The 14,109-nt window shown below is 67.4% G+C and carries 12 protein-coding genes and 1 pseudogene; 6 read left to right on the forward strand and 7 right to left on the reverse strand.

Annotated elements, in window-relative coordinates:
* Window positions 1-14: 14 nt before the first annotated feature.
* Window positions 15-1,586 (reverse strand): tryptophan halogenase family protein, encoded by a 1,572-nt coding sequence (locus ACLARN_RS36490; RefSeq protein WP_409496038.1) that lies wholly within the window; start codon window positions 1,584-1,586, stop codon window positions 15-17.
* Between the two features lie 205 nt (window positions 1,587-1,791).
* Window positions 1,792-2,220 carry an enediyne antibiotic chromoprotein gene (locus ACLARN_RS36495; RefSeq protein WP_409496039.1) on the reverse strand — a complete coding sequence of 143 codons (429 nt, stop codon included), beginning with the start codon at window positions 2,218-2,220 and terminating at the stop codon, window positions 1,792-1,794.
* Window positions 2,221-2,519: 299 nt separating this feature from the next.
* Between ACLARN_RS36495 and ACLARN_RS36500 the strand changes: the two genes are divergently transcribed.
* The 4 genes from ACLARN_RS36500 to ACLARN_RS36515 all read left to right on the forward strand — a co-directional run bounded on the left by ACLARN_RS36500 (window position 2,520) and on the right by ACLARN_RS36515 (window position 6,330).
* Window positions 2,520-3,359, forward strand: a complete 840-nt coding sequence (locus ACLARN_RS36500) for an alpha/beta fold hydrolase (RefSeq protein ID WP_409496040.1) — start codon at window positions 2,520-2,522, stop codon at window positions 3,357-3,359.
* A 36-nt stretch (window positions 3,360-3,395) separates the two neighbouring features.
* Window positions 3,396-4,634 (forward strand): cytochrome P450 family protein, encoded by a 1,239-nt coding sequence (locus ACLARN_RS36505; protein WP_409496041.1) that lies wholly within the window; start codon window positions 3,396-3,398, stop codon window positions 4,632-4,634.
* Window positions 4,631-5,413: an SDR family NAD(P)-dependent oxidoreductase gene (locus ACLARN_RS36510; RefSeq protein WP_409496042.1), complete on the forward strand. Its 783-nt coding sequence runs from the start codon at window positions 4,631-4,633 to the stop codon at window positions 5,411-5,413. The genes ACLARN_RS36505 and ACLARN_RS36510 overlap by 4 nt, the downstream gene beginning before the upstream one ends.
* A gap of 119 nt (window positions 5,414-5,532) precedes the next feature.
* On the forward strand, window positions 5,533-6,330 hold the full coding sequence (locus ACLARN_RS36515) for an alpha/beta fold hydrolase (protein ID WP_409496043.1): 798 nt from the start codon (window positions 5,533-5,535) through the stop codon (window positions 6,328-6,330).
* Window positions 6,331-6,346: 16 nt separating this feature from the next.
* Here ACLARN_RS36515 and ACLARN_RS36520 read toward each other — a convergent pair whose 3' ends face one another.
* Genes ACLARN_RS36520 through ACLARN_RS36530 form a run of 3 tightly spaced genes read right to left on the reverse strand, consistent with a single transcriptional unit; the run spans window position 6,347 to window position 9,809 of the window.
* Window positions 6,347-7,618 (reverse strand): aspartate aminotransferase family protein, encoded by a 1,272-nt coding sequence (locus ACLARN_RS36520; protein WP_409496044.1) that lies wholly within the window; start codon window positions 7,616-7,618, stop codon window positions 6,347-6,349.
* A 16-nt stretch (window positions 7,619-7,634) separates the two neighbouring features.
* Window positions 7,635-8,840, reverse strand: a complete 1,206-nt coding sequence (locus tag ACLARN_RS36525; RefSeq protein ID WP_409496045.1) for a cytochrome P450 — start codon at window positions 8,838-8,840, stop codon at window positions 7,635-7,637.
* An 18-nt stretch (window positions 8,841-8,858) separates the two neighbouring features.
* Window positions 8,859-9,809, reverse strand: a complete 951-nt coding sequence (locus ACLARN_RS36530; RefSeq protein ID WP_409496050.1) for a PDR/VanB family oxidoreductase — start codon at window positions 9,807-9,809, stop codon at window positions 8,859-8,861.
* 170 nt (window positions 9,810-9,979) lie between these two features.
* Here ACLARN_RS36530 and ACLARN_RS36535 point away from each other — a divergent pair, with 170 nt between their 5' ends.
* Window positions 9,980-10,549, forward strand: a complete 570-nt coding sequence (locus tag ACLARN_RS36535) for a carboxymuconolactone decarboxylase family protein (RefSeq protein ID WP_409496046.1) — start codon at window positions 9,980-9,982, stop codon at window positions 10,547-10,549.
* Window positions 10,550-10,855: 306 nt separating this feature from the next.
* Here ACLARN_RS36535 and ACLARN_RS36540 read toward each other — a convergent pair whose 3' ends face one another.
* A complete protein-coding gene (locus tag ACLARN_RS36540) occupies window positions 10,856-11,398 on the reverse strand; it encodes a GNAT family N-acetyltransferase (RefSeq protein WP_409496047.1) in 543 nt (180 codons plus the stop codon).
* A 162-nt stretch (window positions 11,399-11,560) separates the two neighbouring features.
* Here ACLARN_RS36540 and ACLARN_RS36545 point away from each other — a divergent pair.
* A pseudogene (locus tag ACLARN_RS36545) lies at window positions 11,561-12,262 on the forward strand (transposase family protein).
* 269 nt (window positions 12,263-12,531) lie between these two features.
* Here the strand turns inward: ACLARN_RS36545 and ACLARN_RS36550 are convergent.
* Window positions 12,532-13,788: a DUF222 domain-containing protein gene (locus tag ACLARN_RS36550; protein WP_409496048.1), complete on the reverse strand. Its 1,257-nt coding sequence runs from the start codon at window positions 13,786-13,788 to the stop codon at window positions 12,532-12,534.
* Window positions 13,789-14,109 lie beyond the last annotated feature (321 nt).

A 14,109-nucleotide genomic window follows, 5' to 3' on the forward strand; every position in this document is an offset into this window, starting at 1 on the left:
GCCTTCACGCGCGATCAAAGGCCGCGGTGCAGGGCCTCGATGTACTCGCGGTGGCCGGGCAGACCGGCCGAGTAGATCTCGCGTTCCTTGTCGATCTTCTCGAACATCTCCCACGCGGCGGCGTCGTTCATCAGGTCGACCGACGGCGGCGCCTTCTTGAAGTCGAAGTCCATTCCGGACAGGATCGCCCAGAGGCTGCGGGTCTCGAACAGCCGCAGCTGGCTGCCGTCCGGGATGATGACGCTCTCCGCGTACTCGGTGAGCTTTTCCTCCAGGCTCGCCGGGATCGGCGCCTCCCGCACGGCGTTCCAGAACTCGGTGTCGTCGCGGTCGGTGAGCGTGTAGTGCATGACGATGAAGTCGCGCAGGTCCTCGAACGCGCCGACCATGAGTTCGTTGTAGCGGGCCTTGCGGCGCTCGTCGAAGTCCGAGTCCGGGAAGTGCAGCACCAGCAACGCGAGCTGGTACTCGATGAGCGCGATCGTGGTGGACTCCAGCGGTTCGACGAAGCAGCTCGACAGTCCGACGGCGACGCAGTTGTTCACCCACGAACGCCGGTTGTGCCCGACCCGCATCTTGATGTGGTTGCCGTCGATGTCGTGCCCGCGGCCGCCGAGGTGCTCGCGCAGCTTCCGTTCGGCCTTCTCCGGCGTGGTGAACGCGCTGGAGTAGACGAAGCCGGTGCCGTCGCGGTCGGCGAGGGGGATCTCCCAGATCCAGCCGTCCGGCTTCGCGGTGGCGGAGGTGTACGGCCGCAGGCCACCCTCCTGGTGCCGTGCGGGAAGCGCGACGGCGGAGTCGCACAGCAGGACGTCGTTGGCGCTGACGAACGGCTCGTTCAGCGTCTCGTTGATCAGCAGGCCCCGGAATCCCGTGCAGTCCAGGAAAAGGTCGGCTTCGATCTCGCCGGCGGTATCGGTGACGACCTTCTCGATGGTGCCGTTCGGGGCGACGGTCACCGCTTTCACGTCCGCCGAAACGAACTTCACGCCACGGCCGGTCGCCAGTTCGCGAAGGTACTTGGCGATCAGCGCGGCGTCGAAGTGGTAGGCGTAGCGGTAGCCGGGGTCCGGAGCGTCGGTGCCTGGCAACGGTTTCGGGGCCTTGTCGAGCTCGCAAAGGCGCTGTAGCGCCATTCCCGCGTCACCGAAGGTCTCGCGCACCCGCGTGTCACCGGCCAAGCGCTGCTTCAGCCAGAAGTGCGCGAGCGAGACGCCGCGGCCGAAACGCTTGTGGAACGGCTTCTCGTAGTTCTGCACCGCGGGTTCGGGAACGTCGAAGAACGGGTGGTAGTAGGTATGGCTGTCGCGGCCCTCGTGCGGTTTGCGCCAGTCGTTGAACCGGACGGCGGACTTGAAGACCGCGTTGGTCTTCGGCATCCAGTCTTCTTCTTTCATGCCAAGGAAGGAGAAGGTGGTCCGCAGGGTCGGCACGGTGGCCTCACCCACCCCGATCCGCGGGATCCGCGGGGATTCGATCAGGGTGATGTCGACCTTCCTGCCGAAGGCTCGATTCAGGTAAGCGGCGGACATCCAGCCTGCCGTCCCGCCGCCGACTATCACGATCTTTTCGATTGGACGTGCCACGACAAGTGCTCCTTTGCGGTCCAGAATCCCCCATTGAGCTGCGCAAACGAGCGTAGGTTCCGATCGCACGATCGGGCAGGGTCCACCTCACCCCTGACCGATGAGTTACGAGCTTATGATCATGAAGTTCGCCCCAAGCGGACATCAGGGCACGGATCGCCGCGAGGCGACCCGTGCCCTTTGTTATTCCGTCGTGCGGTCGCTCTTACTGGAAGGAAATGGCGACCCCGGCCGGGCCATTACCCGCGTCGTCGGCGAGGCCGATCACACAGGTGACCGCCGCGCAATCGACGGTGCCGTACGAAGTGCCGTCGAAAAGAATTCCTTCGAAGCTCTTCTTCACGGTCAGCGGAGTGGAAAGGGTGCCGTCGCCCGCGGCGGTCACGTCCGCCCGTGCCGCGGCGTTGCAGGCGAGCACTCCGGAAGACACCTCGGCACACTCGCCGACGGTGTAGACCGTACCCGCCGTCAGCCCCGACGCACCCACCTGGACCACGGCGTTGTCGGCCAATCCGGACGACGGCGTCACCGTCGCCGAAGGGGCATCGGCCGACGCCGGCGCCTGGAAGGCGACCAGCATGCCGAGAGCGGCGGCGGCACCGGCGACGGACTTCACGAAGACGCTTTTGCGCATGACTGTTTTCTCCTTCATCGGGGTTTGGCCGGAAATGATTGGCGATGGGTATTTTCGAGGTATTCCCCAGCGCTTCCGGTGATAAAGTTACGGATCTTCGTCGTTGCTTGTCAACGAATTCTATTCGCAGTTTGGAAGAAGCCGAAGGCTCTCGATTACCTATACCCTTTGCGCACTATGTCGGGTTCGCCTCCCCGCCGGGCGGCCCGTGGCCGAAGCATGCCGGCAAGCAGGGAGATGGCATGGAGGTGAGCGCGACCTAGCGTGGGAAGCGGGTTTCGACAGGCGGGAGATTCGTGATGGCGAACCAGGAAACCGCGGCCAGCCTCGACAACATCGGGTTCGGGGCACGCGGTCTCGTGCTCGAACATGTGACATCGGCCGACGGGACGCGGATCGCCTTCGAGAAATCCGGGGAAGGCCCGCCGGTGATCATCGTCGGCGGCGGGCTCAACGAGAAGGCCATGTTCGCCGACCTTGCCGAACTGCTCTCGGAGGATTTCACCGTCTACAACTACGACCGCCGCGGCCGCGGGAACAGTGAGGACAACGGCGGCCTGTCGGGATACACGATCGACCGGGAGGTCGAAGACCTGGCGGCGGTACTCGAAGCGGCGGGTTCCGACGCGGCCATCTTCGCCAACTGCACCGGTGGCCTGATCGCCATGCGGGCGGCGGCTCAAGGTGTCCCGATGGGCAGGATGGCACTGTACGAACCCACTTACGGCGGCCATCAGCTTCCGGAGTCCTATATGGACGATCTGGAGCGGATGGTCGCCGCCGATCACCGCACCGACGCCGTCGCGTTGTTCCTCAAGGAGAACGTCCGGTTCAGCTCGGAGACCATCGAAGGATTCAAGTCCCTCCCCATCTGGCCGTCGTTCGAGGCCATGGCCCCGACGACGCTCTACGACTCCATCCTCGACGCGAACCACGAGTCCGTCCCGTTCGACCAACTGCCCGGGATCAGGGTGCCGACCCTGGTCATCGGTGGCCGGGAAAGTCCTTCCTGGCTGATCGACAACTGTCACGCCCTCGCCGACGGGCTTCCCCACGGCCAGTACGTGTACATGAACGAGGGGCACCTGTTCAACCAGAAGGCGGGCGCCCCACTGCTCACGGTGTTCTTCCGCTCCTGACTCCACCCTTTTTTCGATCGTTGAGGAGAAGATCCGATGGAAAGCCGCTGCCCTTACACCCTGGACATCGCGGGTACGGACATTCACGCCGAGAGTGAGGCTCTCCGCGCACAGGGGCCGATCACCCAGGTCGAACTGCCCGGCGGGGTGATCGGGTGGTCCGTGACCGGCTACCAGGCGGCCCGCCAGGTGCTGGCCGACAACCGGTTCGCCAAGGACCCGCAGAAGTGGACCAAGTACACCGAGGGCGAGATCCCCTCGAACTGGCCGCTGATCGGCTGGCTCCTGATGGACAACATGACCACGAACGACGGTGAGGACCACCAGCGCCTGCGCAAGCTGGTTTCCCGTGGTTTCACCCCGAAGCAGGTCGAGCTGACCCGCCCGCTGATCCAGAAGATCGTCGACGACCTGCTGGACGGCCTCTCCACCGCGAGTCCGGACGAGGTCATCGACCTCAAGGGCCGCTTCGCCACCCCGCTGCCCGCCCGCGTCATCTGCGACATGTTCGGGGTGCCGGAATCGGCCCGCGCGTCCGCCCTGCGCGGTGCCGGCGTCAACGTCACCACGACCACCTCCGGTGACGAGGCCGAGGCGAACGTCGAGCTGTGGCACCAGGAGCTGACCGAACTCGCCGAGTTCAAACGCGAGAACCCCGGCGACGACCTGACCAGCCTCCTGCTCGCCGCGCGCGAGGAGGACGGCAGCAGGCTCACCGACGAGGAGATGGTCGGCACCCTGCACCTCATGCTGGGCGCGGGTTCCGAGACCCTCATGAACGCGCTCAGCGCCGCCGTCGTCGCGCTGCTGAGCCAGCCCGAGCAGAAGGCACTCCTGGACAGCGGCCAGGTTTCCTGGGACGACGTCATCGAAGAGGCCCTGCGGGTCAACGCCCCGGTCGCGCAGCTCCCGCTGCGGTACGCGACCGAGGACGTCGAGGTCGCCGGGGTCACCATCCGCAAGGGTGACCCGGTGCTGATGGGCTTCACCGCCATCGGCCGCGACCCGGAGAACCACGGCGAGACCGCCGGGCAGTTCGACGCCACCCGCGCCGACAAGACCCACCTGTCGTTCGGGCACGGCGCGCACTTCTGCCTCGGCGCGCCGCTGGCCCGGCTGGAACTGCGGATCGCGCTGCCCGCGCTGTTCGAGCGCTACCCGGACCTGAAGCTCGCTGTCGGCGTCGACGAGCTCGAGGGCCAGGGAACGTTCATCATGAACGGCCACAAGGAGGTCCCGGTGCGCCTGGGCGAGCCGTCGCTGGTCCGGTCATGACCGGCGGGTCCGTCCACGACGCTCCCCTGGCCGTGGTCACCGGCGCGTCGTCCGGCATCGGCGCGGAGTTCACGCGGGTGCTGCGAGACCGCGGTTACCGCGTGCTCGCCGTCGCCCGCCGCGCCGACCGGCTCGAAGAACTGGCCAAGGGCTCCGACGGCTGGATCGTCCCCGAAGTCCGGGACGTCACTTCGGAAGGCGCGGCCGAGGCGATCCTCGGGCGGGCCGAAGAACTCGGCGGTGCGGACCTCGTCGTCTGCAACGCCGGCCGGGGCTCGCGTGGCCGTTTTCACGAGAGCGAGCCGTCCGACGCCCTCGGCATGATCCAGCTCAACGTGACGGCGAACGTCAACCTCGTGTCGCAGGCCGTTCCCAAGATGGTCGCGCGCGGGTCGGGCGGCATCATCGTCGTCGCGTCGAACCTGGGCTTCTTCGCCACCCCGAACATGGCCGTCTACGGCGCCACGAAGGCCTTCCTGCTGTCCTTCACGGAGTCGTTGTCGGCAGAGCTGGCGGGGACCGGTGTGCGGGCCATGGCGCTGTGCCCCGGGGCGACCTCGACCGAGTTCGGTGACGTCGCCGGGCTGGGCGACACGGTGGAGAAGACGCCTGGCTTCACCACCGCCGAACAGGTCGTCCGCGGCGGACTGAAGGCGTGGGACGCCGGGCGCACGATCACCGTGCCCGGAACCATCGCACGCCTGCTCACGGCGTTCCTGGCGTACTCGCCGCGGGCCGTTTCACGCCGGATCATGGGCAAGATCTTCACCGCCGGATGACCACTAACGGGTGAACGTCGGCGAATTGCCGGGCGCGAGCGATGAGTTCGCGCCCGGCCCGGAGTCCACCTTCTGACGCCGCCACCCGACGGGCGGAAGATCGAGGAAGGATGACCGAGATGACCAGCACGAACGAGATCACCATCCCCGGCGGCCGGCTGCACTACGAGGTCCGCGGCGACGGACCGCTGCTGCTGGCCATGGGGTCACCGATGGCCGCGGACGCGTTCGCGCCGCTGGCCGACGCGCTGGCGAGCCGGTTCACCGTGGTGACCCATGACCCCCGGGGTATCTCCCGGAGCCCCCTGGACGACCCGAACGAGGACTCGAGCCCGGAGAAGCGCGCCGAGGACGTCGTCGCGATCCTGGACCACCTGGGCGCCGAAACGGCCGACGTGTTCGGTTCCAGCGGCGGCGCGATGACCACGCTCGCGCTCGCGGCCCGCCACCCCGGCAGGATCCGGACACTCGTCGCGCACGAGCCCCCGGCACTGACCCTGCTGCCCGACGCGGCCGAGCGGCACGCCGACGTCGACGAGATCGTGAAAGCGTTCGAGACCGACGGACTCGAAGCGGCCTGGACGAAGTTCCTCGGCACCTCGGGCTTCGAGGAGGACGAGGCCGGCCCGCCGCCGAGCGACTCCCCCGAACAGGACCTGGAGGACGGGCGCCGCTTCTTCGTCCACGAACTCCGCACGACCACGCGGTACGAGCCTCGGCTCGACGCGCTGCGCGACGGGCCGTTCCGGGTCGTGGTCGGCCTCGGCGCGGACTCCGGCGGCCTGCTCACCCGGCGGACGTGCGCCGCGCTCGCCGACGAACTCGGTGTCGGAGTGGTGGAGTTCCCCGGCGACCACGGCGGCTTCATCTGGGACCCGGAAGGCTTCGCCAAACTGCTGGGCGACATCCTGCTGTGACCCCGGGGGGCCGCCCTCAGTACTCGATGAGGGCGGCCTTCTCCGCGGCGGACAGGAGTTCCCGCGAGATCCGGTCCGCCTCGGCCGCGGTGAGGATCAGGGGCGGCGCGAGCACGACGTTCTTACCGGTACGCCGGACCAGGACTCCGTTGTCCCGCATCAGTTTCCGCACCTGCGCGGCACGACGGGACCGGTCCATCTCGACCGCGATCATCAGGCCGCGGCCGCGGATGTCGGTCACGCAGCCGAGTTCCCGCAGGGGTTCCAGCGCGGTCAGCAGCTGCTCACCCCGGGCCCGCGTGTTCGCGAGGAGCTGTTCGGACTCGATGTGGCCGATGACGGCGAGTCCGGCGGCGCACGCGGTGGCATGCCCGGAATGCGTGTGCCCGTGCACGAACCCGGCCATCTTCTTGTTGCTGTCGAAGACTTCGAAGACGTGCTGGGTGGTGGTGACGGCGCCGAGCGAGATGTACCCCGCCGCCAATCCCTTGCTGGTGGCCAGGATGTCCGGCTGGACACCGGCGTGCTGGTGGCCGAACATCAGCCCTGTCCGGCCGAAACCGGTCGTCACCTCGTCGAGGACCAGCAGGATTCCGTGCTCGTCACACAGTTCCCGCACACCACGCAAGTAGTCCTCCGGCATGACGTAGGCGCCACGCGACTGGACCGGCTCCACGAGGACTGCGGCAGTGCGCCTTCCGTGGTCGGCCAGGAAGCCTTTCAGCGCGCCGATGCCTTCCTCCGGGCCGGGGACGGTGACGAACCCGTTCGGCGTGAATTCGTCGGAGATCGGCGACGGCGCCCCGGCGGTCGCGGCACCGGCCATCGTGGCGCCGTGATAGCCGTTGTGCAGCGAGACGACGAGCCCGCGCTCGGGCGAACCGAGTACGGCCTGGTAGAAACGCGCGATCCGGATCGCCGCCTCCATCGCCTCGGAACCGCTGTTGCAGAAGAAGGTCCGGGTCAGCGCCGGGCCGGCGAGTTCCCCGATCTTTTGCGCCAGGCGGATAGCCGGGATGTTGGCGCCCTCGCCCATGTCGTAGGTCATCAGCTTCGCGACCTGCGCGGCGATCGCGTCCACGACCGGCTGGCAGGCGTAGCCCAGTGTCGCGTTGAAGCCGGACGACTTCGCGTCGAGGTAGGTGCGGCCGTCGGCGTCGGTGACCTCGCAGCCCTTGCCGGACACCGCGACCAGCGTGTCCGGGCTGACCCGGCTCGGTGACCACGGGTGCCACAGGTACTCGGCGTCGACGGCGAGCAGTTCGGCCTGCCCCTCGGTCTCGCTCATTCCGCGCTGCCTCTCTCTAAGGTGCCAGTCGGGCGCGAACCGGGATGGAATGCCAGGCTCGCAACGTGTTGTTGAGGCGCCGCTCCCCGGGAGCCGCCAGTTCGAGGGTCTCCACGCGCTCCGCGAGCGCGGTGATGAGACATTCGGCTTCGAGCCGCGCCAGGTTCTGCCCCACGCACTGGTGCAGGCCGAACCCGAAGCCCACGTGCCCGGACGGGTCGCGGGAGAGGTCGAACTTCTCCGGGTCGGCCCAGCGCCGGGGGTCGCGGTTGGCCGCGCCCAGGAACATCAGCACCTTCGCCCCGTCTGGCACCACGTGGTCGCCGACTCCGACATCGCCCACCGCGGTACGGAAGAACGTCTGCACCGGGGACGCCCAGCGCACGGCCTCGTCGAACGCGATGCGCGCGAGCGACGGCTCCGCGCGAAGCCGCGCCCACTGCTCGGGATGCGTGACCAGCGCGTGCATGACCGCGGCGAGCGCGTGCACGGTGGTGTTGAACCCGGCGGCGAACAACGACCGCACGACACCCGGGGCCTGCTCGTGGGTGATCTCGCCGCGGTCGGCCGCCGCCCAGATCTGCCCGCCGAGACCGTCTTCGGTGAGCTTGTCACGCTGGCAGTGCTCCATGACCCAGGTCGTCAGGAACTTCGCGTGCGGCGCACCGGCCGCGACGAGTTCGTTGCGCGGGCCGAAGGCGTTGAGGAGGAAGTCGCTGAAGGGCAACAGGTTCTCGCGACCTTCTTCCGGCAGCCCGAGCGCGTCGCCGACCGCGCGCGGCGGGAACTTCTCCGCGATCGCCGTCACGGCGTCGAATTCGACCGTGCTGCCGGGAGTGCCGTCGAGGACCTTGCCGACCATCTTGTGCGCCTTGGCCATCCATTCGGCGCGGAGCCTGCGTTGTACGCGCGGGCCGAGCAGATTCGCGAGAACGCGTCTTGGCGCGTCGTGATGAGGTGGGTCCGCCTCTACGACGATGCTCAGCTGACGCCACGGTTTCTCGGTCCGGAAGTTCGACAGGCCGACCCCGGCGCCGGACTGGAACCCTTGCCAATTACGCAAAGCCGCGTACACCGCGTCATATCGGGCGACGGCGTAGATGTCGTGCGCGCTCAAATAAGCCAGGGGCCCGGCGTCGAGCAGCGCGTGCTCGAGCGGGTACGGATCCGTCAGCACCTCGGTGCCGAACGGGTCGATGTCGATGACGGGCAACGACGTCATGATCACGGCCTCCGGGGCTTACAGATCCAGTACGAGCCGGTCGGTGCACGAACGTGAGACGCAGGGGAACATGCAATCCCCCGCCGCGCGGTCCTCGGCGGTGAGCAGCGCGTCACGGTGGTCGACGACGCCGTCGAGGACCGTGGTCTCGCAGGTGCCGCAGACACCCTCCATACAGGACGAAAGCAAGTCGACGCCGACAGTGCGCATCGCGTCGATGACCGTCATGCCCTGGGTGACGGTGACGGTCGCCCCGCGCCGCGCCAGCACGATGTCGAAAGGCTCGTCGCGCACCGGCGCGCCCTGCTCCGGCGCCGAGAAACGTTCGGTCCACAAGGTGGGCGCGGGCCAAGGGGCGCAAGCGTTCTCGACGGCGTCGAGCAGCCCCGCCGGGCCGCAGCAGTAGACACGGAGGCCGTCACGGACCTCGCCGAGCCAGGCCTGGAGATCCGGGCGGCCCTGTTCGTTTTCGGGGACGATGTGGACTTTCTCGCCGTACACTTCGAGTTCGTCCCTGAACGCCATGGAGTTCCGCGATCGGCCACCGTAGACGAGATTCCAGTCCGCGTTGGTGAGTTCCGCCTGGTGGATCATCGGAAGCAGTGGCGTGATCCCGATCCCGCCCGCGATGAAGAGATAATTCTTCGAGGGCACCAAAGGAAAGTTGTTGCGGGGACGGCTCACTCCGACGGTGTCGCCTGCCTTGAGCACGTCGTGCACGTACGCGGAACCGCCGCGGCCGTCGATCTCGCGGAGGACCCCGACGCGGTATTCGTGGGCGTTCCACCGGTCTCCGCAGAGGGAATACTGGCGGGTCAGCCCGCCGGGCAGCACCAGATCGATGTGGGACCCCGGCGTCCAGTCGGGCAGGCGTGCGCCGTCCGCGGCCTTGAGGACCAGCGTGATGACGCCTTCGGCGACGACGTCCTTGGCCGCGACGCGCAACGTCGACTGCACCTGCGCCTGCATCGTGACCCGCCCTCCGCTCGGTTCCGTGCTCTCCACGGTTCCACGGCGGGCGAAGGTGTACGTCTCCCTGAATGCGGGGTCTCCCGCGAAGGGCAGAGCAATCGGGAATATTGTTTCCGGGGGTGCGCGGGGCAGACCATCGGGTGTCTACGTCGATCCCTGGAGGACGCATGTCGCATATCACGGTGGATCCCACCAAGCCCGGAATCATCGGCCTGTTCGCTTTCCGCCCTGAGACCGCGAAACCGCTCGGCGAACTGGTCGAGACCCTGCTGCGCGGCCCGAGCTCGCTGACCACCGGCGAGCGCGAGCTGATCGGCGCCGTCGTGTCCAAGGAGAACGACTGCTACTTCTGCGCCGAAGCGCACGGCGCGTTCTCCGCCGCCCAGATCGAAGGCGGCAGCGCCACGGTCGACTCGGCCAAACAGGACATCGACACCGCGCCGATCTCGGACAAGCTGCGCGCGCTGCTGAAGGTCGCGCTGGCCACCCGCGAGAGTGGCCACTCGGTCACTTCCGCCCTGGTCGAGAACGCCAAGGCCGCCGGCGCGTCCGAGGCTGACATCCACGACACCGTCCTGATCGCTTCGCTGTTCTCGCTGTTCAACCGGTACGTGGACGGGCTCGCCACCGACGCCCCCGACCAGGCCGAGTGGTACGCCGGTGCCGCGCAGGCACTGGTGGCGGGCGGGTACGCCGCGATCTCGGGTGCGGCGCAGGCTGACGCTCAAGCCGCCTGAGGTCTTTCGCGCGCATCTGGAACGCCGTGAAGGCCTCCTTCCCTACCTTGAGAGTAGGGAAGGAGGCCTTCACGGGAAGGACGCTTACCCAGGGCGAAAGGCTCAATGAGGAGGCTTGAGTACTTCAGGTGGGCTAGAGCGCCGGTACCGCGTGGGCCGGGGTGGTCGCGAGTGGCGTTTCGGGTTATTGAGAGGTAAGGGAAAGGTGTCGCGTTCGGGCACGGTGCCGATGACCGGTCCCGCCGCCGGACCTCGGCCCTCACAGAGCCTTTTCCAACCTCACTCTGAACAGGTTGGGAGGAGTGCTCATGGCGTTCCGGGACAATGCTCTGAGCGGAGCAGACCGTAGACGAGCACATCGACATACTCGCCGTGTTGGAAGGACCTGCCGTGCATGACCCCTTCCCGGCGGAACCCCAGGCGTTCGAGGGCTTTCTGCTCGCCGAGGTTACCGCCATTGGTGAGGGCTTCGATTCTGTTCGCAGTCGTGCGGCCGAACAGGTAGTCCACGAGCAGCCTCTGCGCCACCGTGCCCACCCCCTGTCTACGATGCTCGGGTAGCACCCCCACGCCGATCTCGTAGGTGACACCTGAGGGGAAGCCGCGGGGCTTCCAGGTGGCGATGCCGATAACCGTGTCGTCGGCCCGCGCGATCGCAACCGCCGCGGACTCGGCGGAGATATGCCCGTCGATCTCCCATCGCTTGCGGCGTGCCCTCGGATCACCGAATCCGGGCCACTCGAACTCGCCGAGCGCATCGGGATCCGTGCAGAGGCGGTCGAGAAAGGCGAGGTCGGCCTCGGTGAACGCCCTCAAGTGGACTGTGTCTGGGCGGTTCGCTGGAGTCATGAAGGCCAGTATCGCGCCCGGAACATCACCCGTCAGGCAGTGAGCACTTCCCAACCTTGTTGCGACAGGCTGGAGTTTGTCGGTCCCCAGGTGCTGAATGTGGCGAAGCTCCTGATAGAGGAGTTCACGACCAAGATCACTCGCTCGACCAGGAGCTTCGCCATGCTTGGCTACCCATCCGCGATCGACCTGTCCAGTTCGCACCTGCGGTTCCTCGCCGGGCACCTGCAACGGCGTCGCCGCGAACGAGGCACTCGGTGGCGCAGGCTACCGGTGCACCGCCAGTCTCGGGATCGGCGTGGCCACTGCCTACCGCTACATCCGCGAAGCAGTCGACCTGCTTGCCGCGCTCGCGCCCAAGTTGGCCGACGCGATCCGGCAGGCCCGGCGGATCGCCTTTGTGATCCTGGACGGCACGCTCCTGCCGATCGACCGGATCGCCGCCGACCGCCCCTTCTGCTCCGGAAAGCACCGCAAACACGGGATGAACGTGCAGGTCCTGGCCGATCCGCTCGGCCGTCTGTTATGGGCCTCGCCCGCCTTGCCCGGCGCTGTGCACGACCTCAAGGCCGCCCGTGCCCACGGGATAATCGAGGCACTGACCGCCGCCGACATCCGCTGCTGGGCTGACAAGGGCTACCGCGCGGCGCCGGCGGCACCGTGCGTGTGCCCTACCGGGGGCGGTGGGCGAATCTCTCCGCAGGCCAGCAGGCGGCCAACCGCTCACACACCCGGATCCGGGCCGTAGGGGAGCAGGCCAACGGTTGGCGTCTCCTGCGCAAGCTCCGGTGCAGTACCACCCGGATCACCAGCCTGGTCAAGGCCGTGACGGTCCTTCACACTGTCACCAGGACGGGAATTTGAAAAGGGCTCACTGTGTGGATTTTGGGACGTCAGATGTCCCAAAATCCACACAGTCCCGCATGGCAATCCAGATCCAGAGGGGGGTGTGTGGAAATAGGGACACTCAACGTCCCTATTTCCACACACCCCTCACCCGACGCCACCTTGCCCTACCTCTCAATAGAACACGAATCGCCACTCACGACCCCCTTGACCAAAGCCGCCTGGACGCGGGCATGCCGAGGGGCCCGTCGCCGGTGTGGCTGGCGGGCTCCTCGGTCACGCAAGGGCTAGGTCACGACGCGGTGCAAGGTGTTGCGCCGGGGATGTCGTAACGGGTCGAGATACTGCGGCGGCACGAACTCCGGTATCCCGTCTCCGGCGATGCGGACTTGCCAGTCGTCGTGGTGGATCAGCCGGTTGTGGAAGGAACAGACCAGCACCAGGTTCCGCAGGTCGGTGGGTCCGCCGTCTGCCCAATGATGGATGTGGTGGGCGTGGCAGTGCTTCGGCGCCCGATGGCAGCCCGGGAACGCGCAGCCCCCGTCGCGGATGTTCAGTGCCCGGCGCTGGCCGGGGGTGACGAACCGTTTCATCCGCCCGACATCCAGAGGTTCACCGGCCGCGCTGAGCACGACGGGGATCATGAGGCAGTCACAGGCCGCCAAGCGCGCCTCGCGGGCGGTGATCTTGCCGACGAAGTCCAGGCAGGCGTTCCCGACGCCGGTTCTCAGTTCTTCCAGGCCAACGGTGACGTGCACGAGGGTGCGGTAGCCGGAGGTTCCCGGCTGGTCAGGGCAGGCCATGGCGAGGTCGAGAACGTCGGCCCACGCGTCACCACGGCGCTGCGGCATGGTCCGGTGATCGGTCTGGCCGAACTCGTCGACCGGCCGACGTGTCCCATACGCGTCCAGCACGGCCGCCGTGCGGGCCCCGGTCTCAGGGTCCAGCAGCCCGGACAGTTTCCAGAAGCCGTCCTTGCGGCGCTCGACGAACACCTCCCGCCGAGGCGGGGCAGGCTCGGGGTCCTTCGGCTCGTTCCCGTCCGGGTCGAGGCGGGCGAGGATGTCGGCACCGGCTTCGGTGATCTCTTTGGGCCCGGCGTGGCGGGCGAGGTCGGCGAGGATCTTGTCCGCGCCGTCGCGCTTCTCCACGGGGACGTCGGAGGGGATTCTCCGGAGGATCTCCAGGATCAGGTCGATGTGCTGGTCTGTGAGGTCGCCATCCTCGGCCGCGGTGGCTGTCGCGGGTGCGAACACCGCGACCTCGCCACCGACCCCCGGTACAGGGTTCAACGCCAAAGCCCGATTCACCATGGTCCGCGCGTCGCCGTGGGAAATCCGGGCGACGTCAGCGAACCACCGCGCCGCGTTCGCATAGCCGAACAGGTCTTCCGCGCCCCGGGACTCGACCTCTGCCAAGTACTTCCCCAGCCCGGCCGAGGCCACCCTCATCACCTGCAACAGATGCGTCACGCCATGGGCAAGCTCCAGCTTGCCGGCGCGCCACAACTCCTGCGGCAACTCGGGAATGAGGGTCTCGGACACACCTCCACAATACCGGAATCCGTCGAACAATTGTTCGTAATTTTAAGCGACCACGAACCGGCACATTTACCACTGGAGGGTGATCTCACCACCGAACCGCGATTACACCACGCACACCCGTCGCAATTCGGCACCTACTTGCGGTACTTGCGCACGCAAGCATCGCAACCAGGTGCCGCATTGCGGAGGACTAATACTGCAACGGCACTCAGTTGAGTGGGTAGCCTCGCCGTTTGTAGTGGCTGAGGCGGGCTTGGTGTTGTCGTCGGCGGCGGAATCGTGACCAGGACCAGATGTGGTCGGCGGTGTCGGCGACACGCA

This window comes from Amycolatopsis sp. cmx-11-12 (genome assembly GCF_046269425.1).
GTDB lineage: Bacteria > Actinomycetota > Actinomycetes > Mycobacteriales > Pseudonocardiaceae > Amycolatopsis.

Excerpts from the sequence above, each read along its gene's own strand:
- ACLARN_RS36520 (WP_409496044.1), bottom strand. The coding sequence starts at position 7,618 with ATGAGCGAGACCGAGGGGCAGGCCGAACTGCTCGCCGTCGACGCCGAG.
- ACLARN_RS36535 (WP_409496046.1), top strand. The coding sequence starts at position 9,980 with ATGTCGCATATCACGGTGGATCCCACCAAGCCCGGAATCATCGGCCTG.
- ACLARN_RS36515 (WP_409496043.1), top strand. The coding sequence starts at position 5,533 with ATGACCAGCACGAACGAGATCACCATCCCCGGCGGCCGGCTGCACTAC.
- ACLARN_RS36500 (WP_409496040.1), top strand. The coding sequence starts at position 2,520 with ATGGCGAACCAGGAAACCGCGGCCAGCCTCGACAACATCGGGTTCGGG.
- ACLARN_RS36495 (WP_409496039.1), bottom strand. The coding sequence starts at position 2,220 with ATGCGCAAAAGCGTCTTCGTGAAGTCCGTCGCCGGTGCCGCCGCCGCT.
- ACLARN_RS36505 (WP_409496041.1), top strand. The coding sequence starts at position 3,396 with ATGGAAAGCCGCTGCCCTTACACCCTGGACATCGCGGGTACGGACATT.
- ACLARN_RS36530 (WP_409496050.1), bottom strand. The coding sequence starts at position 9,809 with ATGCAGGCGCAGGTGCAGTCGACGTTGCGCGTCGCGGCCAAGGACGTC.
- ACLARN_RS36525 (WP_409496045.1), bottom strand. The coding sequence starts at position 8,840 with ATGACGTCGTTGCCCGTCATCGACATCGACCCGTTCGGCACCGAGGTG.
- ACLARN_RS36510 (WP_409496042.1), top strand. The coding sequence starts at position 4,631 with ATGACCGGCGGGTCCGTCCACGACGCTCCCCTGGCCGTGGTCACCGGC.
- ACLARN_RS36540 (WP_409496047.1), bottom strand. The coding sequence starts at position 11,398 with ATGACTCCAGCGAACCGCCCAGACACAGTCCACTTGAGGGCGTTCACC.